This window comes from Pseudanabaena sp. FACHB-2040, assembly GCF_014696715.1.
GTDB lineage: Bacteria > Cyanobacteriota > Cyanobacteriia > Phormidesmidales > Phormidesmidaceae > JACVSF01.
Genome location: NZ_JACJQO010000013.1, coordinates 242,686 through 266,336, shown reverse-complemented (window position 1 = coordinate 266,336; position 23,651 = coordinate 242,686). Strand labels below are relative to the sequence as shown.

Sequence of the window (23,651 nt, the reverse complement as noted above, 5' to 3'; positions counted from 1 at the left end):
CCGCAGCTCGGCCACAGCTCCGATTCTGCTTAGAAACTGCCCAGGATCTACTTAGGATCGCAGAGAGCACTAGCGTCAATAGGGTCAATAGCCTCTTGCCGTTACCCCATTGATCTGAGATAGCTAGAGATACCCGAAGGCAGCAGCCTACCTAGAGCCTAGAGCCCTGTCGATTTGTTTAGTTTCGCTCCTGTCGCAGAAAACGCTGCCCTGCCCTAGGCTCCTCAGTTGAGGTGCCTGTTTCCCGATATTGGAAGGCTTTCATGGAGAAAATCCTGGTCATTGGACAGGAGAGCAAATCTCACAAGGCTATTTTGAGACTGCTCGTTAGCGAAGGCTTTGAAGCCATCACTGCCGATAATGTCGAAGCGGGCATTCAAACAGCTCAAAGTGAGCGCCCTGACCTGCTGGTTTCAACCCTAGATATTGATGGCAGTGACAGCCGGGTGCTTCTAGGCGCGCTAAAGCAGCGATCTGAGCTGGCCATTATTCCCTTCATTTTGGTAACCAACCAGGGCGAAAAATTTTATCTCAGAGAGTGCATTGAACTTGGGGCTGATGACTGCCTGGTAGAGCCCATCACCGACCCAGAAATCATCTCGGCGATCAAAACCCGGCTGCAGAAGCAGGCTCAAATTACAGAGCAGTATGTCGCTGTTTTAAGAAACACGGCTGAACGGCTCAACCGGCTAGCGCACTACGACAGCCTCACAGATCTGCCTAACCATCACCTACTGCACCAGCGGTTAGTGCAGGCCATTGAGCGCTTTAGCCAAAATCACCAGCCGGTGGCGCTGCTCTCCCTCAGCCTTGACCGCCTGCGGCAGGTCAACAACACGCTGGGCTACCAGGCTGGGGACGCGCTGCTTCAGGCCACTGCCCGAAGGCTGCGGGCTTCGCTGCCAGAGGGGTCTACCGTCGCCCGGCTCACAGGTAACCAGTTTGCCGTTTTGCTTACCGACTTTACCAGCCGGCAGGCGGTGCTAGCAGTTGCGCAAGACCTCATCAACCGCCTGTCTCAGCCCTTTTCACTGCCCAGTCAGGAAGTTTTTCTCACTACCAGCATTGGCATTGCCCTCTACCCCGAAGACAGCACCGACATCAGCACCCTGCTGCGTCAGGCCGATGCCGCCCTAGAGTGGGCCAAGCAGCAAAAAAGCAACTCCTGCCAGTTTTACCGCATCGATATTCCGGTGGTGCCAGCCGATCAAATTGTGCTCGAAACCTGGCTGCGCTATGCCCTGGAGCGGCACGAGTTTGAAGTGTACTACCAGCCACAGATGGGGCTGGTCGATCATCGAATTTTGGGAGCCGAGGCGCTGATTCGCTGGACTCACCCGGAGCATGGCCCCATTTCTCCAGCCCAGTTTATTCCTCTAGCCGAAGAGACTGGGCTGATCGTGCCCATCGGCGAGTGGATGCTGCAGCAAACCTGCCGCCAGGTGAAGCTCTGGCAGCAGCAGGGATTGCCACCTCTGCAGGTGTCGGTTAACCTGTCGAGCGTGCAGTTTAACCAGCCCCATCTGGGCCAGACCATTGCCACGCTGCTGGATCAGGCCGGGCTATCGTCCTCCGCCCTAGAGCTAGAGATCACCGAAACCGCGCTGATGCAGGATGCGGCCGCTGCGATCGCAATTCTTTCTGACCTCAAAACCCAAGGTTTCAAAATTGCCATTGATGACTTTGGCACCGGCTACTCTTCCCTCAGCTATCTCAAGCAGTTCCCGATTGACACATTGAAGATCGATACCTGCTTTGTACAAGGCGTTACCACCGATCCTAAAAACCGGGCAATCTTAACAGCGGTAATCCAGATGGCCCACGATCTGCAGCTAACCGTTATTGCAGAAGGCGTTGAGCTAGAAGCTGAACTAGCCTTGCTAGAGAGCTACCGCTGCGACATCGCTCAAGGCTACTACATCGGTCGGCCCATGCCTGCCAAGCAGTTTGAAGCCTTTTTAGCCAACTATTTGGCAAAGCCTGGGCAAAATATCGATAAATCTGCCTATGCTCACCGTTTCGGCGTAACTTCTTAGGAAGACCGTCAATTGCCTCTGCCACCCTGGGCACACTCTGAAGAAGCCAGGCGGGTACTGCCGACTTAAGGCTCATATGGGGCAACCGTTTATGTGGCAACCGTTTAGAAACTTTGTCAGCAGCCTACAAACCTATCATTTGCTTAGCCCCGATCTGGCGGTGCGGCAGCAAGTTAATCGGCAGTTGCGATCGCGCCCCTGTCTCAGCTGCCAAGAATGGTTCATCCGATATTGGACGCCGCCAGCAGTGCCCGAGGCGCTGCCTTCAGATCTAGTTGAGTTTACCTTCAACCGCCTAGCCGCTTACTCCGGATTGCGCCTGGGTCAGGTGCAGCCTCAAGATAGGCTGCTAGAAGATTTGCAGTTTCCGCTGGTGTGCTGGTTTGACTGGGGCCTTAACCTCTGTGGCGACTTTGAGCAGCGCTTTGGCATCGACATCACCGACAGCTTCGACGAAACCAGCCTGATCACCGTAGCTGACTTGGTGGAGTATCTGTATCAGGAGTTTTGTCAACATTAGGATTTAGGCTCAAAACTTCGCCGCCGTTTGCTAGGCTAATTCTGGAAATGCTTCGTGTTGAGGTCAACCATGCCCAGAAGCCAGCGCAACGACAACTTCATTGACAAGTCCTTCACGGTCATGGCGGACATGATCCTCAAACTTCTGCCCGCCAAACAGCGTGAGAAAGAAGCCTTTGCCTACTACCGTGACGGCATGTCGGCTCAGGCTGACGGAGAATACGCTGAAGCGATGGAAAACTATCGCGAAGCCCTGACTTTGGAAGACGACCCCTACGATAAGAGCTACATTCTCTACAACATGGGCCTAATCCACGCCAGCAACGGTGAGCACGACAAAGCGATGGAGTACTACCGAGAAGCGCTAGATCTCAATCCTCGTATGTGTCAGGCCCTCAATAACATGGCCGTAATTCACCACTACAAAGGCGAACAGGCCGAAGCCTCTGGCGATGCTGATGCGGCTGAAAATCTATACAACGAAGCCGCCCGTTACTGGATGGAGGCGATCAACATTGCGCCCAATAACTACATTGAGGCCCAAAACTGGATGAAGAACACGGGCCGTCTGAAAGTGGACTCGTTCTATTAATTCCTGCCCCTTTATCTCTCCCTCGTCTCCCCCATGATCGATCTCGAACAGGTTCGTAAAGTTGCGCTGCTAGCCCGCCTAGAGCTGTCTTCCGAGGAGGAGGAGCAGTTTACCGGGCAGCTCAGCACAATTCTCGAGTATTTTGAGCAGCTCAACGAGCTCGACACCGAAAACGTTGAGCCCACTACTCGCGCCATTGAACTGAACAACATCACTCGGTCCGATGAGCTAAAGCCCTTTGAGGGCCGCCAGAGCATCCTAAGCGGTGCGCCAGAGCGAGAGGAAGACTACTTCAAAGTGCCCAAAATTCTGGACTAGCGCCAACCAGCTACACCCCTACCCCAACCGTCCCCAGGCAGAGAGCCCCTTCTGCCCTCCGCCCTCTGCCTTAAAAAAAATTAACCCCCAAAACTCTGTCCCCTGCTCAACCTCCACCGCAGCGGGGAACAGCTTTTTGCCTGAGCAGCGCGAGCACGTTCGGCAGCCTCTCTTCAAATCGCTTGACAGCGTAGCCTTAACGACTACCGAGATCCGCTTGAGGCTGTTAGGCTATGACATAACAGGGGCAGACTTACCCTAGTTCTTCAATCGTACCCTCGTAGACAGCGGGTCCAACGTTTTTTCTAGTTGCCCCAGTTTGCCGACTGTTCATGACACATCTGGCAGAATTTGCAGCTGCTCCACCCCTACTCAGCCAAGTGCCGGTCGCCCTTTATCAGCGGCGGTTAGATGCTTCATGGACAGCCATCTTTTTCAGTGACTTTATTGAAACCATTACGGGCTATACCGCTGCCGATCTAACAGCAGGCGGGCGCTACTCCTGGGCCGAGCTGATTGAGCCGGAGAATCGAGTGACTGCCGCCTTGGCCATCAAATCGGCCATTGCCCAACAGCAGCCTTTTTCAGTGGAGTACCGCATCCAGCATGCCGACGGCAGCTGGTGTTGGGTGTGCGATCGCGGCCAGGCTGTCTATGGCGAGGATGGGCGAGTTGAGCAGCTGAGCGGCGTCTTGTTTGACGTGACGGCGGGCAAACAGTCCTCCTCTCTAGAGCAGAGCGAGCTGACCAACCGGGCTTTGATCAACGCCTTTCCTGACCTGATGCTGCGGATGCAGCGAGACTCTGCAACCTACGAAATTCTTACCTCCGGCAACGTTAACGTCGTTTGTCTCAACCCTGAGCAGCGGCGTGCGTCTCTGTCCAAGGTGCTGCCACCTGACCAGGTAGACAAGCGGCTCCACTTTGTCCGGCAGGCCCTTGATACGGGCACCCTGCAGATTTACGAGCAATCTTTTGTGCGGGAGGGCCGGCATCGGTGGGAGGAAGTTCGGGTTCTTCCCTGGACCGCCGATGAAGTACTGGTGATGGTGCGGGACATTTGCGATCGCAAACAGATCGAAGCCGAACTGCACCGGCTCAACCACACCCTAGAAAGCCGCATCGAAGAACGCACCCGCGCCCTACGCGCCTCAGAGCGCGACCTGAGAACCCTATTTGACAGCATTCACGAAGGCATTTTAATCCACGACACCCAGGGCAAAATCCTTGATGTCAACCGCACCCTGCTGAAAATGTACGGCCTGACCCGCCAGGAAATGCTCAAGGCTTCCCTAAAGGAAGATCTCTTTAGCCCTGACCAACCCGTCGAGATTCTAAGAGATCACTGGCAACAAGCCCTAACCGGAACCGCTCAGCTATTTGACTGGAAAGCCCGGCGGCCCAAAGACGGCACCCTCTTTGACGCCGAAATTTATCTTCAGCGCATCACCCTGCGAGAGCGACAGGTCATTCTAGTCAACATCCGCGATATCAGTGAGCGCAAGCGAGTCGAGGCAGAGCGGCAGCAGGCAGAGCAAGCCATGCGAACCTCGCGGCAGTTCCTGCAGCTGGTGATGGACAACATTCCTCAAGCCATTTTTTGGAAAGACCACGAATCGGTATACCTAGGTTGTAACCAGGTCTTCGCCCAAGCTGCCGGGTTAGCCGACCCCAGCGACATCATTGGCAAGACCGACTATGACTTGCCCTGGACCCAGACAGAAGCAGAGGACTACCGAGCCAACGACCATCGAGTTATGGCTAGTGGCAAGGGAGAGTACCATCTGCTAGAGTCCCAAATTCGAGCCGATGGCAGCCATATCTGGTGCGACACCAACAAAGTTCCCCTCTTTGGTTCAGACAGTCATCTAGTCGGCTTGCTCGGCACCTACGAAGACATCACTGATCGCATTCGCGCCGAAGAAGCGCTGCGCGAGTCAAAACAGCTCCTGCAGCTGGTGATGGACAACATTCCCCAGTCCATCTTTTGGAAAGATCGGAACCTAGTCTACCTGGGCTGCAACCAAAACTTTGCTAGAACCGCAGGGTTGCAGACCCCAGCGGAGATCATTGGCAAAACGGACTACGACCTGCCCTGGACCTCAGAGCAAGCAGAAGAATACCGGTTGGGCGATCGCACCGTGATGGAGACCAACACCCCCATTCTAGGCAAGCTCGAAATTCAGCAGCAGGCCGATGGCAGCCATGTCTGGCTGGAAACCAACAAAGTTCCTCTCTACAATGCCGAAGGTGCAGTGGTCGGAGTGCTCGGCACCCTGGAAGACATTACCGAGCGCAAACAGGCAGTCGATCTGCTCAAAGAACAGGTGCGCCTGTCTTCCCTACAGGCCGAAATCGACTCTATCTTGACCCGGGGAGAACCCCTGCAGGCTATGCTACAAGCCTGCACCGATGCTCTAGTAAAAACCCTAGACATTGCCTTTGCCCGCGTCTGGACCCTCTCTTCCACAGAAACGGTGCTAGAGTTGCAGGCCAGCTCTGGTCTCTACACACATCTAGATGGTTACCATAGCCGCATTCCAGTAGGCCAGTTCAAAGTGGGTCGCATTGCCGAGCAGCGCTGCCCCCAACTCTCCAACTCAATTCAAAGTGACCCTTGGATCAGCGACCCAGCTTGGGCTAAGCAGGAAGGCATGGTAGCCTTTGCAGGCTACCCGCTGATTGTGGAAGATCAGCTCCTCGGCGTCATTGGCATGTTTGCCCGCCAGCCGTTGGCCAGCAGCGTTGAAGATCTACTGGCGCTACTAGCCAATGAAATTGCCCTCGGCATTAAGCGCAAACAGACCGAGGTAGCCCTGTCTGAGTCAGAGAGTCAGCTGCGTCAGCGTACCCAAGCTCTAGAAACTACTCTGCAAGAGCTACAGCGCGCCCAAATGCAGCTGGTCCAGAGCGAGAAAATGTCCAGCTTAGGACAGCTGGTCGCAGGTGTGGCCCACGAAATCAACAATCCGGTCAACTTCATCTACGGCAACCTAAACCATGCCCGCAATTACATCGAGGATCTCATGAAGCTGGTAGAGCTGTACCAGCATTCCTACCCCGATCCGCTGCCCGCGATTGCGGCAGAAGTTGAAGCCATCGACTTGCCCTTTGTGCTTAAAGATCTGCCCAAACTGCTGAACTCCATGAAAGTTGGGGCTGACCGGATTCAGAAAATTGTCATGTCGCTGCGAACCTTCTCTCGTATGGACGAGGCTGAGCAAAAAGCAGTCGATATCCATGCCGGACTAGACAGTACCCTGATGATTCTGCAAAGCCGCTTGAAGGCCAGTGGAGGACGCCCAACCATTGAGGTCATCCAGCGCTATGGTCAGATTCCACCGATTGAGTGCTACGCCGGGCAGCTCAATCAGGTGTTTATGAACATCTTGAGCAACGCCATTGATGCCCTAGAAGAAGCTTGGGAAGATCAGCCCAATCTACAGCCAGAAATCATTCTCGAAACCAGCCTCACTCCGACTGATGTAGTGATTGTGATTGCCGATAATGGTCCTGGCATTGCCCCCGAAACCCAGAGACGCCTGTTTGATCCCTTCTTTACGACCAAGCCCATCGGTAAGGGCACTGGTATGGGCCTGTCAATCAGCTATCAGATTGTTACAGAGCGCCACCAAGGGAGCCTCACCTGCCAATCTGTCCCCGGCCAAGGTACTGCTTTTACAATTGCTATCCCCTACAGCTTGCTGGACTGAGGCACGCCCTGAGACCAAAACAAAATTCTGGCCCCAACGGCCTATTCCGGGGGTGCTACCGGATTGATGATGTTATACAGGCTGGAGTAGTCTGCATCGGCCAGTCCTTGCTCTACAGCTAGCTGCACTAGCTGCCGCACTTGGTCTGCCAAAGAAGTATCTATTCCAGCGAGCTCTGCTGTTTCCACAAACAGGCCCATATCTTTTAGCAAGTGCTTGGCTGGGAAGTTGGGGTCAGCAAACTTGCGGCTGATCATGCGATCGAGCTTTTTGTCGTAGGTAGGGGCATAGAGCGCACTATTGCGGACTACCTGCATAAACGTGGAGACTGGAATGCCATGCCGCTGGATTAAGCTCAGGCTTTGGGCAAAGGCTGCAGTAAGCGTGCCAATTAGCTGGTTCATGGCCAGTTTCAGGGCGGCAGCCGAGCCTACAGGGCCTACGTGCAGCGGCTCAGCGCTGAAGCAGCGTAGCACAGGCAGCCACTGCATGAAGTGCTCTGGAGTAGCTCCCACCATAACAATGAGCTTGCCAGATTTGGCTTCAGGAATGCTGCCTAGTACCGGAGCTTCTAGGTAATCGGCAGACAGCGACTGAAATTCCTGGCTCAGGGCACAGCTGTCTTGGGAGGAAATGGTGCCCATTTGAATAATGGTGCGGCCTTCTAAAACAGGCTTGACTTCGTCGCTCAGCAACACGGACCGAATGGCTGCCGCATCGGTCAGCATCAGCACTAGAGCATCTACTGCCTGCACAACCGTCACAGCCTGGCTAGACGGGGTAACCCCTGCCAGAGCTAGGGGCTTTAGCCTGCCAGCCGTACGGTTGTAGGCCCAGACCTGATGGCCTGCCGTCAGCAGCCGCAGCGCCATGGTTCCGCCCATAAGTCCGGTTCCGATTAGGCCGATTTTCAAAACTTTTTCCCCAGTAAAGCGGCATTTTCCACAGACCGAAGTCCCCTTTTCCACAAGTTAAACCCTGGTTTTCCACAGCCTAATCAGGACGGCTGTACTAGGCAGAAAGGCTCCAGTCTGGGGCTATTGCTGGTTGCCGGTAGAGCCACTGCCAAAGAAAACGCCTTAACCAGTTTTCCACAGCCTGACTATACAGCTTGTGTTGGTGAAAATGGAGGGGGCGAGCCTGAGCCCCTGGCAGCAGCAGTTGGTCAGCCGCATTAGAGGTCCAGTGCTCGATTAGCTCGGCAGTAATCTCAGGGTGAAACTGTATCCCAAAGGCGCTTTTGCCATACCGAAAAGCTTGATTGGGAAAGAGATCTCCCTCTGCCAATAGCGTACACTCAGAGGGCAACTCAAACCCCTCTTTGTGCCACTGATAGACATGCATCGGCTCAGTGAAGAACTCCCGACCTGGGGCAGTCGGGTGGAGGGGGAAATAGCCTATCTCTCGCAGGTCTTCGCTCTGGAGAACCACCTGCGCTCCCAGGGCCCTAGCCAGCATCTGAGCCCCTAAGCAAATCCCTAAATAGGGCTTCTCGGCTTCCAGAACCTGGGCAATCCAGTCCATCTCCTGGCGAATAAACGGAAGGGTGTCATCGTCGTTGGCACTCATCGGGCCTCCAAAAACGATGATGCCTTCGTAGGCATCTAGAGCCGTCGGCAGCGGTTGGCCGATGGCTGGACAGCGAATATCGAGGGCATAGCCCCACTCCTGAAGCACTTGGCCCACCAGCCCTGGGTTGGAGGTCTCTTGGTGAACGACCATCAAAATTTGGCGCATAGCTTTGACTTGGCGCACGATCGATTTCTACCTCACATCGGCGCGAACCGTACCTAATTTACCTATCTACTGTACAGAGGAATCTCAGGAGTGGGCATCACGCATATGGCGGTTGTCCGGCTAGAAACGGGGCGGCTTGCCGTTTACAAGCGGGTGAAGGAGCTGTGCAAGGTCGTTAGCAGGCGCTCGATTTCGGGTGTCAGGGTATCAAAGCGGCTGACGATGATGGCGGTTGCTGTGTCGTAGCCGATGTAGGTCATCAGAGCACTCTCGGGTGCTTCTGGCAGATCTATGAGCCACAGCTGCAGCGCCGTTGCCCCATCGATGGTGATAGCACCATAGTCTGCGAGGGAATAGCCCTGACTCTGAATTTCTTGTAGGGCTGGCGGCACTACCTCACCAGGGGGCTGCTCAATCAAGGTAACTTCAGTGCGTAGGTCTTCGGCCTGCGCAGCGCGCTCAGTCTCTGTTTGGGGGAAGTTGGTGATTACTAGGGGGCCTGCCTCAGCAGACGAGACTTGCCAACCCGGTGGTAGCTGAATCGAAAAGCGATCGCTATCAGTGTAGGTCTCTAGCTCCAGATCGGGGGCTGGGGTCTCGATGTTTGGAGTCGCTGGGGGAGCCGCTGCGGGGGCCGCTGACAAACGCACCTGCGCTAGGGCGGGAGACGAGCCCAAGCCCAGCCCCACACAGAGCAGACCCAACCCCAAACGCCGACAGAACACACTACGCTGATTAGTCATTGCAGTTTCTCAACAGAAATGGGACTATCCTAGCCCGACGCGGGCCGCGCGTTCCGGGTTCCAGCAAACGCGACTGCTACAGCCAGCCCCGCAGCCAGTACACGGTAATCCCGATGTATTCTTTCAGAGCTCGGGTGAACGGAGATAGGTCTTCTGCTTGGGGCACCAGGCTGAGCAGCCGTCCTTGCCAGGTCGTTTGATGTTCTTGGAGAGACTGTTGCGTGACTAGAAAATCAGTCGGGGCAGGTATAGCCTCTATGCCTTGATGGCGAAAGATGAGCAGCGATCGGGGCATGTGCATGGCCGAGGTGACTAGAAGCACACGATTGATTCGCCGCTGCTGCAGGATGGCTTTGACGTTGACGGCATTTTCATAGGTGTTGAGGGAGGTCGGATCTTCTGCGATCGCACCCCTCGGCACCCCCAGCGCCATCGCGAGCTGGGCCATATCGCCCGCCTCTGAGGGGCCGCCCTCCTTCCAATCGATGCGGCCGCCGCTAAGGATTAGCAGTGGGGCTTTGCCCGCCTGGTAAAGTCGCGCTCCGTGCAGTACCCGATCTCCGGCCTCAGCCACATCTACCCAGGGGCGCGGCGCTACCGCAGGCTTAATGCCGCCGCCCAGCACCACAATGGCTTGTGCCCGAGGCAAATCAGCGGTGGGTAGGTGCTGCCACTCTAAGGATTTCACGACCTGGGTAGCCATCCAGGGGTTGCCGCTAACCACCAACAGGCCCAGCGCCAGCGCGATCGCACCGGCAGCCCAGCGGGGTCGTTTCCAGATCAACCCCAGGGCCAGCAACAGCAACAGGCAGGCGAGCCCTAGAGGATAGACAAACAGAGGCAGCAGTTTAGACAGAAACAGAAACATGAAACCTCAGCTCAGGCCACAGAACGACAGAATTGAGAGGAGAACCGGTCGATCCCTCCAGGTTTAACATTCTTGCCTATTCCTGAGATTGCTTGGCCAGCAGCGATCGCAACTCCCGCACTAGGGCTTCCTGCTCCTGCTGTAAGACTTCTAAGCGCTGCACGATCTCTGCCGGGCGATCGGGCTCTGGTGAATGCTCAGAGGGTTTGACGAGAGCCGATTGGGTTGGACGCCGCAGCAAGCGAGACAGGGCTAGAAAGCCCCATAGCCCCACTCGAAACGGCAGCCGAACCAGGCTTAGCCAAAAGTTCTCAGTTAAGCGGGCAACTGCGCTCCACAGCCCGGCCAGCAGCAGCAGGGCAAGGATTGCGATCGCAACCACCCACAGAGAATGATCCAACCCCCAGGCCCATAGCGGATGAGTCTCTAAGAAGTCATGAAAAGGTCTGCTTAGAAAAGGCTGTAGTCCACTTCCCCATCTGTTGGCTAGCGCATCCATTGGTTTAGCAACGCGAGTGGTTTAGCAACGCGAGCAGCGTTACTCGTATTCCCGTTCACCCGCAGCGACCTGTAGCACCATCGGGTGACCTCCATCCTGGTGATACTTATCGGCCCAGGCTTGCAGCATCTGGTCGAGTTCGCTCAGGGCTTCTTCTTTACGGCTTGGGTCCACATCAAAAACCTCAATCGCCCGCAACACGCCTGCTTCCTCCTTAACCCAAGACTGCAAAAGGCTGAAAAAGCGAGCTACATCATCGATCATAGTAAACACCCGCTCCCGCTCCCCCTTAGGCGAATACACGGTGCGGGCCAGCGCAAACAGAGGTGCCCCCAGCAGCGGCGAATCTATCTGAATAACAGTTCCTGAGTACAGCAGCCTAAATTTGATGTGCTCGGTCAGCGCCTCACTAAAAGACATCCGCTGACAAACAGGCAAATCGGCCTGCGACAGCTCATGCAGCATCTCAATTAGGTCAGTAAATTCAGCCAGATCTAGCAGCTTGGCCTCAGGCAAATCAGACGGCAGGCTCTGCTCGATCTCCAGCCGTTCCCTGGGGGTGAGACCGTGCACAGTTACTCGTGGCTGGTCAGGTTGGCACGGAAAGTGCTCCTGCCAGAGGTGCGGCAGCGCAATCAGGTAGTAAGGCTCTTGAGAGTTGAGGGTTTTCAGCGTTTGCCCCTGATCGAGCGCATCCTGCACTTCCTTGATGATGGCTTTAACCCGCTTTGGCTCAACGTGATATAAAAAGCCCGTTTTGCGAATGTTCTTGCCCTGCTCCAGATAGGTGCTGTAGATAGCAAACTTGGCGGCAGTCGTGGCAGCATCTAGAAAGGCACCATAGCGATGCCCCCCCATCTTCATAGCACCCAGAGCTAAATGGATCAAAATTCGATCCGCTGGGCCAATGTCTAAATCCAAAAAAGAATCAGGGTCTGGGTTGGCAGATGCTTTTAATGGTCTAGTCACGCCGAGTTGAGTATCCCCGATCACTGTCTGACGCCATCGCTATAAATCATTCAGCTCTCCCTGGAAGAGAGATTATCTAGGATATGAGAAAACTCCGTAAATTACTCATTGCCAGCAGCAAGATAGGCGTGTTAACCCTAGAAAGCCTCTTGGGAAAAGTCTACCTGACAGTTGGTCTGCCGTTTTACTTGAGTGTTCTATTTAAGTTAAGTATCCCGCTTCTACCGCTGAATACATAAGTCAACAGTTCGTTACTTAATGCGCTAATTGTTGACTCCGTTCCCATTGGCAGATGTAGCTGCGCTTTAAGAGATCCCCCTAAAAAATCTGAGGACAAAGTGACTCAGCATTGCTGAGCATCCCCTGTCCCCAAATCTGTGTCTTCTGCTTTATGTCCCTAAAGCTTTAGGGACATAAAGCAGAAGAATTAAACAGGAGCTTTTGAGAATCAGCCCTTGCAGGAGATGGGTCTACGCTCTTGCAAGGGCTGATAGTTCGGCAGATGCTTTAGACAGCGGCTTTTCTAACCCAATCCGGGCCCAAGCTACTGCCCCCCACCAGCGGGAGCTGTTTCAGCTGGAGCCGGAGTTTGTCCTGCTGGCACTTCTCCTGCTGGGGCCGGAGTTTGTCCTGCTGGCGCTTCTCCCGCCGGAGCTTCCCCTGCCGCCGGTTGGGTAGAAGCTCCGCAGTAAGAGTTAACGGTGCTAATCAGCTGAGACTCAGTTTGCGATAGCTGCTCGATGGAGCTGACGGCTTCCATCGTCTGCTTCTGCGATTCTTCAATGCGGGCGGGCAGCTCTGCTTCTGAAGGCACAGTCACCACCAGATCCATTGCACTGCTAGCCTGCTGTAGGGAACCTTTAAAGCCCTCGACAACGCCAACGTAGTCATCACGAAAGCTCACTAGAGTGTCATCCTTCAGTTGGGCCCCTCTCAGATCGCCTACGAGGCCGTCTAGATCTGTCACCACCCCATCAACTGCTGAGGTGTACTGGCTGGCTGCAGCCTTAATGTCATCCAGGTTTCTGACCTGGGAGGCGTTTTGGCTGAAGCTCTGAATTTCTGTTTCAAATTCGGACATAAAGCCCTGAGTCTGGTTTACCACCTCAGCCAGTCGGTTGCACTGGGACACCCTAGAGGGGCCGCAACCAGCCAGCAGCAGCACTGTCAGGGCTCCCGCTGAAACCCCCAGTGGGCGAGGGCGAAGCGTCAGCATGAATGGTCTCCTTAGCTACTGAGTACTGCCATGACTTTCGCCATCGTACGCCCCCAAACATTACACCTAGGGCGATGGAGAAAGTTTTTATGAATTCCTTCTGGAATCCTTGCTGGCAGGTTTACTCGAAACAGTATGCCTTTTTTGTTAGCTTTCATGCCGCATTACTGGCAAAAACAATCGGGCTTTGGAGTAGGGGGGTCAGCTCTGCTGATAGGATCGAAGCACTGGGCGCGATCGCATCTCGTTCCAGCGTTTGCTGTTGGGGGTTCAAACCACTGCACAAGCAGGCTCCACACACAGCTCAGGGGCGCTAAGCAGCCTCCCTGGTAGAGTTGATTTCGAGTACGTTATGCTGAAAGATCTATTGGTCTCATAAACTATGACAACCCCTGAGGAGTTTTTAGAAATCACCAAGTGGGCCGGAATCGGCACCCTGGCACTGGCCGCCATTACGGTACTGGCCTTTGTTTTGAAGTGGGGGCTGCGCTTTCGGCTGGTGGGGGCTACGGGCTTTGCTGCCGTGCTGACCATTGGGCTTTTGGGATTGAGCTTCGAACCCTTTTCCCGCACTGCCATTCCGGGGGCCGTGCCCTACGCGACAGTTTTTGACTCCGGGGCCGAAAAGATTACCATCACTGTGCCGCCAACGCTTACAGAAACACAGCTGGAGGCGACTCTACGGCAGGCCGCCAGCAACCTGTTTAAGCCTTATCGCCTGGGCTCAGCAACCAGAGTCCCTACGATTCGAGCCCGCACGATTTTGCATGACTCGCCAGGGGTGTCTCAGCTAGTTTATATGGGGCAGGTGCAGCCTATTCCCAATGCCGCCACTGGAGATGATATGACCATCCTCCTAGACCGCAAGGCGCTGGCCCGGCTCTCATCCACCCAACCTTCATCCTCCGACACCTGATTCTTTACGCCTATGACCGTTGATACTTTGCCTGTGCTTGCCGTTGCTCCGGCTCGGGTAATGCGAGGGGCTGGCATTCTGGCCCAGTCGCAGGCTGCGATCGCAGCCCTGGGTCAACGACCTCTGCTCATTGGCGGCAACCACACCCTAAAAGTAGCTGCCCCTTTCCTAGCCCCGGCTTTAGCCGACTTAGCTGTTAAGCAGGCTTCCTACAAAAGCGACTGTAGCGAGTCGGCACTCAAGGCGCTGAAGGCCATCGCCCAAACTCATCAAGCTGATCTGATCATCGGTGTGGGCGGCGGTAAGGCACTAGATGCGGCTAAGCTGCTGGCCTATCAGCTGCGCCTGCCTGTGGTCACTATCCCGGCCTCAGCAGCCACCTGCGCCGCCTGGACGGCCCTCTCGAACGTCTATTCTGACCAGGGGGCCTTTCTCTACGACGTGGCCCTAGAGCGCTGCCCCGATCTGCTGATTCTCGACTACGATCTGGTGCTGACCGCCCCTCAGCGCACCCTAGTTGCCGGCATTGGCGATGCCCTAGCCAAGTGGTACGAAGCCTCCGTCAGCAGCGGTGCTTCCGACAAAGCCCTGATTATTGCGGCAGTGCAGCAGGCCCGCATCCTGCGCGACATTCTTTTTCAAAAAACCGCCGCCGCTCTGCAAGATCCGGGCGGAGCAGACTGGCAGGAGGTGGTCGATGCCACAGTGCTGCTAGCTGGGGTGATAGGTGGCCTGGGTGGGGCCCAATGCCGTACGGTAGCAGCCCATGCCGTCCATAACGGGCTGACTCAGCTGGAGGCTAGCCACGGCGCTCTGCATGGCGAAAAGGTTGCCTACGGCATTCTGGTGCAGCTACGGCTGGAAGAGATCGGGCCGAAAAACTCCCTAGCGGCGACCGCCCGGCAGCAGCTCCTGCAGTTTTATGACTTGGTTGGGCTGCCCAAGTCTCTAGACGACCTGGGTCTGGGTGAGATTTCCTTAGTAGACCTGCGACAAGCTGCCCAGTTTGCCTGCCGTGAAGGATCTGATATTCACCACCTACCATTTACAGTCGCACCTGAATCCCTAATGGGGGCAATGGTTTCGACCCTGGCTCCAGAAATGCGTTCTGTGGCTAGGTCCCTGTCCCATCCTGAAATTCTTGAAGCAACCTCGGAGTTAACCCCATGAGCCTGGATTGGATCCAACCTGCCCAACGGCTGAGCGCTTTGCCCCCCTACGTGTTTGCCCGCCTGGATGAACTCAAGGCACGCGCCCGCGAACAGGGTTTGGATTTGATCGATTTGGGCATGGGCAACCCCGATGGGGCTACCCCAGCCCCTGTGGTAGAAGCCGCTAAGGAGGCTCTAGAAAATGTGGCGAACCACGGCTACCCCCCCTTCGAGGGCACAGCCAGCTTTCGCAAGGCGATCACCTCTTGGTATCACCGTCGCTATGGCGTGGAGCTAGACCCCGATGGCGAGGCCCTGCCGCTGCTGGGATCTAAGGAAGGGCTGACCCACCTGGCAATGGCCTACATCAACCCGGGAGATTTGGTACTGGTGCCAACCCCGGCCTATCCGGCCCATTTTCGGGGACCTGCGATCGCAGGTGGCGAGATCTACCACCTCCACCTCACGCCCGAAAATAACTGGCTAATTGATCTAGAGGCTATTCCTGCAGATATCGCTCGCCGGGCCAAGGCGATGTTCTTCAACTACCCCAGTAACCCCACTGCGGCCACCGCTCCTCGCAAATTCTTTGAAGATGCGGTGGCCTTTGCCCGCGAGTACAACATTTTGCTGGTGCACGACCTGTGCTACGCCGAGTTGGCCTTTGATGGCTACCAGCCCACCAGTCTGCTAGAGATCCCTGGCGGCAAAGAAGTCGGTGTTGAGTTCCACACGCTTTCCAAGACCTACAATATGGCCGGATGGCGGGTCGGCTTTGTGGTTGGCAACCGCCACATTATCCAGGGCCTGCGCACCCTCAAGACCAATCTTGACTACGGCATTTTTGCCGCCCTGCAACAGGCTGCCGAAACAGCCCTAGCCCTCCCCGATGTCTACCTGCACGAAGTCCAGGCCCGCTATCGCACCCGCCGCGATTTTCTGATTCAGGAGCTGGCGACCCTGGGGTGGAACGTGCCCAAGACCAAAGCCACGATGTACCTCTGGGTGCCCTGCCCGCCCGGCCAAGGTTCTACTGACTTTGCCCTCAGCGTGCTGCAGGAAACTGGTGTCGTCGTTACCCCGGGCAACGCTTTTGGCCCTGGCGGTGAAGGCTACGTGCGCATTAGCCTGATTGCCGATTGCGATCGCTTAGGCGAAGCCGTCGAAAGGCTGCGGCAGGCCGGGATTCGCTATGAGCCGATGGCGGCAGCAAGGTAAAGCACACGAGGATAAGAGACGAGCAGCACTGCTCGCCTCCTATCCCCTTGCTTCCCACTGGTATATTGATTGTTACTGCGCTAGGCGTTCCTATGTTCAATCTCGGCTGGACAGAAGTCATCATCATCCTCGGGGTTGCGGTCTTGATCTTTGGCCCCAAGAAAATTCCTGAGCTGGGCAGTGCCCTGGGTAAAACGCTACGGGGTTTTAAGGAAGAGGTGAATAAGCAGGACGATCCGGAGGAGGGCCTAGAGGTCTACGACGAAGACTCAGAAGACGTCTACCGCTAACTTTGCCTGTTCAGTTGGCAATATTCGTTAGCAATATTCAAACTAGCTGAGATTTAAAGGCATTCCGTAAGGGAATGTCTTTTGCCGTTTAACCCCTGCCCATTGTGCAAAGTGCCAAACTCGCTGCCCGTGATGCTGCACCCCTATGGCTACCGATCAGGTTGCGCCTCAGCGTCGTAGCGTTTTTGCAAACGAAATTAAGTTCTCCTGCCGCACCGATAATGCCAGGAACCGTGCTTAAAGGCCTTCAAACTTTGGGGCTGATTCCCGCAAGCTTGGAGGGATAAAGTTTACCCTGGTAGAGGGATGACATCTGCTTGAACCTGGGCTTTCTGCCATATTCCTTGAGCATTTTAGAAATTCATGCGGCAATTCTGGAAATTCACCCTAGCTAGCCTGACCGGCACCTTCTTGTTCGTTGTGCTGTTTAGTGTGTTTACCGCCATTGGAGCGGTCGGGCTGGTAGGGATTTTGGCTGCAAACATGGCCAAGGGCAGCACCCCTCTGGTCGAAAAAGACTCCGTGATGGTTTACGACCTGTCAACCATCATCTCTGACTCTGAAGTGGTGCCCAGCCCGACAGACATTTTGTTTGTGGGACAAAGGCCCGGTCAGTTAACCCTGAGGGAAGCTGTCGTAGCCCTCAGGGCAGCGGCAGAAGATGACCGCATTACCGGCCTTTATCTCAAGGGCGGCAGCGAGCTAGGCATTGGGCTAGCCTCTCAAACGGAGCTAAGAAAGGCGATTGAGGTGTTTCGCGATAGCGGCAAGCCCGTCATTGCCTACGATGTGTCTTGGACAGAGCGGGAGTATCTCATGGCTTCCGCCGCCCAATCGGTTTACATGAATCCTTTTGGCAATCTCGAAATGAACGGTCTGTACGCCGAAATGATGTACCAGGCCGAAGCCCTCAGTAAGCTGGGCGTGGGGGTGCAGGTAACTCGTGTGGGCAAGTACAAGTCGGCGGTAGAACCGCTGCTGCGCAACGACATGAGCCCCGAGGAAAGGGACCAAACTCAACGACTACTGAGGGAGCTGTGGCAATCTATCCTTGAAAGCTCTGCTCAACCTCGCCCCGTAACAGCCCAGGCACTGCAGAACATTGCTAACAACCAGGGATTTCTCTTTGGCGAGGAGGCCAAGACCCAGCAGCTAGTCGATCAAATTGTCTATGAGGATGAGGTGATTGCGGAATTGCGATCGCACACCAACCAAAGCGAAGACGACCTTGACGACGAAGAAGACTTCCGCCAGGTCAGCCTGCAGCACTATGCCGACATGGCTGAAGATACTCTAACCAGCCGCAGCTCCAGCAACCAAATTGCTGTCGTCTATGCCGAGGGGCAAATTGTAGACGGCGATGGTTCGAGCGGGTTTGGTGGTAGCCAAGTCATCGCTGGAAATCAGATGGCTCAGCAGCTGCGCGAGCTGCGCCTAGACGAGGAGGTTAAAGCGGTCGTTTTGCGGGTCAATAGCCCAGGCGGCAGCGCCATTGCCTCCGAAATTATTTTGCGAGAGGTGCGTCTGCTGCAGGAATCGGGCAAGCCTGTAATTGTTTCTATGGGCGATGTCGCCGCCTCTGGTGGCTACTGGATCGCGTCCTTGGCAGACAGAATCGTAGCTGAACCTACCACGATTACCGGATCGATTGGGGTTTTCAGCCTGTTTGTGAACCTAGAAGATCTAGGTGGCAAAGTCGGCGTTAGCTGGGATGGCGTCAAAACTTCTGATCTAGCAGATATTTTCACCAGCACTCGCCCTAAAACGGCTAAAGAGCTGACCATTCTACAAAAGTCCGTAGACCAGATCTACGATGAGTTTCTGGCCCGAGTCGTAGAGGGGCGCGAACTGCCAGCCGCTAAAGTTGCTGAGATTGCCCAAGGCCGAGTCTGGTCAGGCCAAGCAGCCAAAGACCTGGGCTTGGTAGACGAGCTTGGCGGCCTAGAGCGAGCCATTGAGGTTGCAGCGGAGATGTCAGACCTAGGTGAAGACTGGCGGCTACAGGAATATCCCGAAGGGGATGAGTGGAACCGCTTCTTTGCCAGCTTCTTTGAGTCGGCTAGAGCCGAACGACCAGATCCGCTGACGGCTCAGCTAGAGAAGCTAAAGCAGGACGTCAAGATCATTCAGCAGCTAAATGATCCCCGTGGCATCTATGCGCTCCTGCCCTATCAAATCAAGTTCGATTAGTTTGTTTAAGCTGAATCCGGGTCTAGATAGACAGCTCCAGGCGCGCGTTTCTAGGGCACGCGTTTCTAAGGCACACTTTCTAAAGAAACAGCAGCAGCATTAGCACAAAACCTAGGGTGCTAATCATTAAGGACAGTGGGTTGCCTTCCTCTGTTTTGTCGGCCTCAGTGCTGTTGAGGACTCGCTCAAAATCGCAGTTGAGGCAGCGGTAAATCTCGTCTCGGTGGTACACGATAGAGTACTTGCCGCAGTTAGGACATTCGGTGCAGTTTTTGGGAGCAGAACTGGGGACAGATGGTGCAGACATAGTTAAGGGGGGATTAGTAGTAGATGGGACAGGGAAGAAGCCTTGCAAGCCGTTGGCTCCTCTCCATTCACCCTGGCTGTAGTTTCAACTTTGCCCTAGCCAACGGCAGAAGTCGATTGGAGAAACTTCAGAAAAGCTCAGCAATAAGCGTTTTTGCGATTTTTTGCCCCTTAAGCTGAACTTTTCCCACCTTCTTTTCCCTTCCAAAGAAATGTGATACTGTTTTGAAAAGCAAAGACCGATCGGTCTGTTAATGTCCAAGGCCCAAGAAACCCGCCAAAAAATTGTGCGCGAAGCGGCACTGCTGTTTAACCGGCAGGGCTATGCTGGCGCGTCTATGGCTGACATTATGCGGGTGACGGGGCTGCAAAAAGGCGGGATCTACAATCACTTCGGCAGTAAGGAGGAACTGGCCCTAGAAGCGTTTGAGTACATGATTCAGGAAATTACCCGGCACTACATGGCAGCGATTCGCAGCCAGCGCCATGCTGTTGATCGGCTGTTGGCAATGCTTGAGGTCTATCGGCACTACATCGACCAGCCCCCGATTGAGGGCGGCTGCCCCATTCTCAATACCGCCGTCGAGAGCGACGACACCCATCCTGTCATGCGGCAACGGGTACGGCAAGCGCTGGATAGCTGGCAATCGCTGATTCGGCGAGTGCTGGAGCGGGGAATGGAGCGGGGTGAGGTGCGGCCTGGCACTGATGCCGATGAACTGGCCACCCTGTTGATTGCCATGGTTGAAGGCGCGGTGATGATGAGCAAGGTCTACGACGATTCAATTTATTTGGAGCGGGCTATTCGTCATCTGCAGATCCAGCTTCAGGCGGTGAGAGCAGATGCTGTCAGAAGTTAGGGCACAGGCCGAATTTACCCAAACTCAGTAGCTCATTTTTTTTGATGCAAAAAAGACCGATCGGTCTCTTAGGAGGAAATTATGACTCAGTCTAATGCGATCGCACCCACTGATCTCTTTGCCGTTGAGCTGTCGTTTAAGGTGCAATCTTTTGACTTCGATAGCCGGGGATTGGTCAGCGAGTTTGCCTATCTGCGCTGGCTAGAAAGCCTGCGGCAAGAATTTCTGCAGCAGCACTTTCCCCAGCGAGCAGACCAGTACCTGGCGCTGGTGTCAACGCAGATTGAGTATAAGCAGCCGGTGCGATCGCAGCGAGTCTTAACCGGGCGACTATGGCTGTCAAACCTGGGCAAAACTCGCTGGACTTTACAAATTCGACTGGGCGGCTCAGAGGGCACAATTGCCACCGCCACCCAAATCGGCCACCTGCTTGACGCCCAGACGCTCGCGCCCCTAGCGCTACCAGAAGCAGTGGTGCAGCAATACTGGAACTATCAGTATCAGTGGCAGCAGTCATCGTAGAGCGGGATCTAGCACCTGGGCTTTTGCCTTTTGATTGACCCGCCGCGTTACGTGCCACTCCCGTCGCCCCCCTAGGTGGTAAGAGAGGGCCACCACTGCCACCAGGCTCTTAAACCAGAAGTAGATTGGGGAGAGCAGGCCATACAGCAGAAAGTATGCTGGTGGCAGCGGCAACACCTGCTGCCGCGATCTCATTGCCACAAAAAGCTGAAGAAACCCGCTTAGCAGGGTCAGCAGCGTGCTGATCAGGGTAAATCTGAACATGGTCTCCGACATCACTAGCCCAGACATCGAAAGGCTAAGGGCAATGGGAATGATCTGCAGGGCCAGAGGGTGAAATCCTTCGCTGTAGAGCAGCATAACTAGCCAGCAGATCCGCTGAGGCAGGTCAAAATAGCGCGATCGCGCCACCCGCCGCTGATGTGCTAGGGCCACCTCTAACCATCCCTGACTCCAGCGTCGTCGTTGAGACCAGAGTGTCGGCACATCCTCAGGAGCCAGCTCTGTAGTCAAAATCTGCGGATCGTGAACAATGCGATAGCCCTTCAGCAAGGCCCGCAGCGTCGCGTCAATATCCTCAGTCAGCATAGTGGCGCGAAAGCAGACCCGCCGCAGCGCAGACGTGCGCCAGTAGCCGTTAGAGCCACCAAACAAAGCCGTATCTACCAGCAGAGAGCGGCCATAGTGGCTAACGCCATAGAGGCACTCAAACTCCACGGCAATTAGCTGGGTCAGCCAGTTTTCGCCATGGTTGCGGATAATGTTGCGGCCCTGCACTAGGTCATACTGGCCCTGCTGCAGCCACTGCCAAGCCCGGATCAGGCAGTCAGCCCCCGGGTGGTGATCGGCATCGAAAATACAGGTCATCTTGCCAGTAGCGATCTGCAGGGCTGCATTTAAGTTTTGAGCCTTGGACGTGCTGCTCTCTACCCGCAGCAGTTTCAGCGTCGGGTTTGTCTCTGCCAAACGCTGCAAATCGGCCTCAATCGGCAGCGCTGTCGGCGTGTTATAGGCCAAAATCACCTCTAGCCGAGAGGTAGGCCAATCTACCTGAGTCAGGATATGCTGCAGAGTTTCGAGAATAATGCTCTGTTCATTGGGCAGGTAGGCGACCACCACAATAGAAACCGGCGGGGTTGACGCCAAGGGCAATCGGCTCAGGGCCTCTGGCCCGCGAGCAGCAGTTGGATGCAGCTCAGGACGTCTCCTCAGAAAACGCTGTAGAAGGCCTCGCATGGTGGTCTGCCTAGACTGGCCGAGTGCCCATAAAACAGCCCCTGTCTCAGCAGTCAGGATGAAGGCTGCCAGCAGGTAAACCCCGGAGATCGCAAGCTGCAGCGGCAGCAGTGTGCCTCCACGTCTCAACAGCAGAATATACAAAACCGCTGGAAAGCCCAGCAAGATCCCGTTTGTCAATATCAGCATCAACAACAGATCTACCGAGGTCTTTATCGTCTTGCGTGAATTCAATTGCGGCATACGGTTCAATACACTCCACACTCGGCTGCTTAGCCGATTGACTGGTTGTCCATGCGTTGATTAGCTACCGTTAAGAAATGGCTATGCTTCTACGAGAAACATAGCCACGCCTAAAACTGGTTATTCACTCAGGGCCTTTCCCGATCCGCCTGATCCCCACGGGAGGCCAGGTTGACCGAGAGAGGTCTTGGGCAATATTTATTTAGATTATCGAGCCACAGGTGGCAAACCAGCTATTGTCGAATTCTGTCGATTCAGCTGTTTTTGCTGCTCAAATCCAGACAATCTGCTAGTAATCGCCCCAATCGAGCTGAAAATCTTCAATCATCCAGAATGCGTGTTAAAAAGCAATAATAAGTGAACTTTGCTGCCTTATCGCTGGAAAAGAAGCCGTATGTATAAGGTCATCGTTCGAGCATTTGGGGGAGTTGAGCAGTTAGACATCGTCGATCTGCCCGATCCGATCCCGGCAGCCGGGGAGGTCGTCGTGGGGCTAACCAGCATCGGCATGAACAACGCTGAACTCATGGCCCGACGAGGTGAATACCGCCTGATATCGGGCAATCCTCCCTTTACACCTGGATTGGAGGGCGGTGGTGTGATTGTAGCGGTTGGTTCTAGGGTGAGCGATCGCAACCCCGGTCAACGCGTCATCCTCACGCTAGATGCTCCGGCCAGCAAGGGCCAAGGCCAGGGCACCTATCAGTCGCACTACGTCGTGCGGGCCGACCAGACCGTTCCAGCCCCCGCAGGGGTGCCCAATGAACTGCTAGGGACGCTCTGGCTACCCTACCTGACGGCCTGGGGCTGCCTGGTGTGGCAGCAGGCCCTGCAGCCGGGGCAAACAGTTCTCATTCCAGGGGCGAGCAGCAGCGTTGCGATCGCAGCCGCCCAGGTCGTCAAGCACCATGGCGGTATTGCTGTCGGCACCACCACCAGCGCCGACAAGCTGGCAAAGCTGCAGGCCATGCCAGAAGCTCCCTACGACCACCTGATTTTGACCCGCGACACCGACTGGTACCGAGCAGCCAAAAAGCTGACCAGCGGCAAAGGCTTTAACGTGATTTTTGATCCAGTCGCTGCCGGAGACTTCCTTAATACCGAGATTCGCCTCCTAGCCCACGGCGGCACCCTCTGGATCTACGGCCTGCTAGGCAAGCCCGATGTCGTCAACGTCCATCCGCTAATTCGCAAAATGGCGTCTCTGCGAGGCTGGGTGCTCAATCAGCTATCCGGCAGTGGGGTTGAACAAGCAGCGTATGAGCACGTTCTGCAGAGAGTTACCGACGGCACATACCAGATGCCCGTCGCCGCCCAGTTTTCCCTACGAGAGGTGCGTCAGGCCCAGGCCGTGATGGAGCAGGGCAAGCACATTGGAAAGCTGATTTTGGTGCCGTAGTATTCAAGGCTTCTGAGCCTTTCGCTACACCCCTGTCTGCGCCATCTTGATTATTCTGATCGGGCCAGTTATTCTGCGTCGGTTAAATGCTCGCTACAGCTCCATTTAGC

Annotated in this window: 22 protein-coding genes; 13 read left to right on the top strand and 9 right to left on the bottom strand. The window is 55.3% G+C overall.

Annotated elements, in window-relative coordinates; genetic code table 11:
* The first annotated feature begins 263 nt into the window (after positions 1–263).
* The 5 genes from H6G13_RS16925 to H6G13_RS16905 all read left to right on the top strand — a co-directional run bounded on the left by H6G13_RS16925 (position 264) and on the right by H6G13_RS16905 (position 7,178).
* Positions 264–2,036: an EAL domain-containing protein gene (locus H6G13_RS16925; RefSeq protein ID WP_190484823.1), complete on the top strand. Its 1,773-nt coding sequence runs from the start codon at positions 264–266 to the stop codon at positions 2,034–2,036.
* Positions 2,037–2,127: 91 nt separating this feature from the next.
* Positions 2,128–2,556, top strand: a complete 429-nt coding sequence (locus H6G13_RS16920; protein ID WP_190484821.1) for a hypothetical protein — start codon at positions 2,128–2,130, stop codon at positions 2,554–2,556.
* A gap of 69 nt (positions 2,557–2,625) precedes the next feature.
* On the top strand, positions 2,626–3,147 hold the full coding sequence (locus tag H6G13_RS16915; protein WP_190484819.1) for a photosystem I assembly protein Ycf3: 522 nt from the start codon (positions 2,626–2,628) through the stop codon (positions 3,145–3,147).
* A gap of 33 nt (positions 3,148–3,180) precedes the next feature.
* Positions 3,181–3,465, top strand: coding sequence for an Asp-tRNA(Asn)/Glu-tRNA(Gln) amidotransferase subunit GatC (gene gatC / locus H6G13_RS16910; protein WP_190484817.1), 285 nt, complete (start codon positions 3,181–3,183; stop codon positions 3,463–3,465).
* Between the two features lie 332 nt (positions 3,466–3,797).
* A complete protein-coding gene (locus H6G13_RS16905) occupies positions 3,798–7,178 on the top strand; it encodes a PAS domain S-box protein (RefSeq protein ID WP_190484815.1) in 3,381 nt (1,126 codons plus the stop codon).
* 41 nt (positions 7,179–7,219) lie between these two features.
* Here the strand turns inward: H6G13_RS16905 and H6G13_RS16900 are convergent, their stop codons facing one another.
* The 7 genes from H6G13_RS16900 to H6G13_RS16870 form a co-directional block, all read right to left on the bottom strand.
* Positions 7,220–8,146, bottom strand: a complete 927-nt coding sequence (locus H6G13_RS16900) for an NAD(P)-dependent oxidoreductase (RefSeq protein WP_347277497.1) — start codon at positions 8,144–8,146, stop codon at positions 7,220–7,222.
* Positions 8,147–8,189: 43 nt separating this feature from the next.
* On the bottom strand, positions 8,190–8,933 hold the full coding sequence (locus H6G13_RS16895) for a gamma-glutamyl-gamma-aminobutyrate hydrolase family protein (RefSeq protein ID WP_347277496.1): 744 nt from the start codon (positions 8,931–8,933) through the stop codon (positions 8,190–8,192).
* Positions 8,934–9,058: 125 nt separating this feature from the next.
* Entirely contained in the window at positions 9,059–9,658 is a 600-nt protein-coding gene (locus H6G13_RS16890; protein WP_190484814.1) for a hypothetical protein, read from the bottom strand.
* Between the two features lie 76 nt (positions 9,659–9,734).
* Positions 9,735–10,526 (bottom strand): YdcF family protein, encoded by a 792-nt coding sequence (locus H6G13_RS16885; RefSeq protein WP_190484812.1) that lies wholly within the window; start codon positions 10,524–10,526, stop codon positions 9,735–9,737.
* A gap of 76 nt (positions 10,527–10,602) precedes the next feature.
* Positions 10,603–10,926, bottom strand: coding sequence for a hypothetical protein (locus tag H6G13_RS16880; RefSeq protein ID WP_190484810.1), 324 nt, complete (start codon positions 10,924–10,926; stop codon positions 10,603–10,605).
* 138 nt (positions 10,927–11,064) lie between these two features.
* A complete protein-coding gene (hetR, locus tag H6G13_RS16875; protein WP_347277498.1) occupies positions 11,065–11,946 on the bottom strand; it encodes a heterocyst differentiation control protein in 882 nt (293 codons plus the stop codon).
* 592 nt (positions 11,947–12,538) lie between these two features.
* A complete protein-coding gene (locus tag H6G13_RS16870; RefSeq protein WP_190484808.1) occupies positions 12,539–13,210 on the bottom strand; it encodes a hypothetical protein in 672 nt (223 codons plus the stop codon).
* 382 nt (positions 13,211–13,592) lie between these two features.
* Here H6G13_RS16870 and H6G13_RS16865 point away from each other — a divergent pair, with 382 nt between their 5' ends.
* From H6G13_RS16865 to sppA, 5 genes are all read left to right on the top strand, one after another.
* Positions 13,593–14,126: a Ycf51 family protein gene (locus tag H6G13_RS16865; protein ID WP_190484806.1), complete on the top strand. Its 534-nt coding sequence runs from the start codon at positions 13,593–13,595 to the stop codon at positions 14,124–14,126.
* 12 nt (positions 14,127–14,138) lie between these two features.
* A complete protein-coding gene (locus H6G13_RS16860; RefSeq protein ID WP_190484804.1) occupies positions 14,139–15,296 on the top strand; it encodes an iron-containing alcohol dehydrogenase family protein in 1,158 nt (385 codons plus the stop codon).
* On the top strand, positions 15,293–16,495 hold the full coding sequence (locus H6G13_RS16855) for an aspartate aminotransferase (RefSeq protein WP_190484802.1): 1,203 nt from the start codon (positions 15,293–15,295) through the stop codon (positions 16,493–16,495). Before H6G13_RS16860 ends, H6G13_RS16855 begins: the two co-directional genes overlap by 4 nt.
* A 92-nt stretch (positions 16,496–16,587) precedes the next feature.
* On the top strand, positions 16,588–16,785 hold the full coding sequence (locus tag H6G13_RS16850) for a twin-arginine translocase TatA/TatE family subunit (RefSeq protein ID WP_190484801.1): 198 nt from the start codon (positions 16,588–16,590) through the stop codon (positions 16,783–16,785).
* A gap of 363 nt (positions 16,786–17,148) precedes the next feature.
* Complete coding sequence (sppA, locus tag H6G13_RS16845; protein ID WP_190484799.1) at positions 17,149–18,975, top strand: signal peptide peptidase SppA; 1,827 nt, start codon at positions 17,149–17,151, stop codon at positions 18,973–18,975.
* A 79-nt stretch (positions 18,976–19,054) separates the two neighbouring features.
* On the opposite strand, the gene H6G13_RS16840 is transcribed toward sppA, so the two are convergent.
* The gene (locus H6G13_RS16840) at positions 19,055–19,282 is read right to left on the bottom strand and encodes a hypothetical protein (RefSeq protein WP_190484797.1); all 228 of its coding nucleotides are present in this window, start codon (positions 19,280–19,282) and stop codon (positions 19,055–19,057) included.
* Between the two features lie 253 nt (positions 19,283–19,535).
* On the opposite strand from H6G13_RS16840, the gene H6G13_RS16835 reads away from it, so the two are divergent.
* Together H6G13_RS16835 and H6G13_RS16830 are read left to right on the top strand one after the other, a co-directional pair.
* Positions 19,536–20,141 carry a TetR/AcrR family transcriptional regulator gene (locus H6G13_RS16835; protein WP_190484795.1) on the top strand — a complete coding sequence of 202 codons (606 nt, stop codon included), beginning with the start codon at positions 19,536–19,538 and terminating at the stop codon, positions 20,139–20,141.
* Positions 20,142–20,222: 81 nt separating this feature from the next.
* Positions 20,223–20,663 (top strand): thioesterase family protein, encoded by a 441-nt coding sequence (locus H6G13_RS16830; RefSeq protein ID WP_190484793.1) that lies wholly within the window; start codon positions 20,223–20,225, stop codon positions 20,661–20,663.
* Here H6G13_RS16830 and H6G13_RS16825 read toward each other — a convergent pair.
* Positions 20,655–22,142, bottom strand: coding sequence for a glycosyltransferase (locus H6G13_RS16825; protein WP_190484791.1), 1,488 nt, complete (start codon positions 22,140–22,142; stop codon positions 20,655–20,657). The genes H6G13_RS16830 and H6G13_RS16825 overlap by 9 nt on opposite strands.
* A gap of 394 nt (positions 22,143–22,536) precedes the next feature.
* On the opposite strand from H6G13_RS16825, the gene H6G13_RS16820 reads away from it, so the two are divergent.
* Entirely contained in the window at positions 22,537–23,541 is a 1,005-nt protein-coding gene (locus tag H6G13_RS16820) for a zinc-binding dehydrogenase (RefSeq protein WP_190484789.1), read from the top strand.
* Positions 23,542–23,651 lie beyond the last annotated feature (110 nt).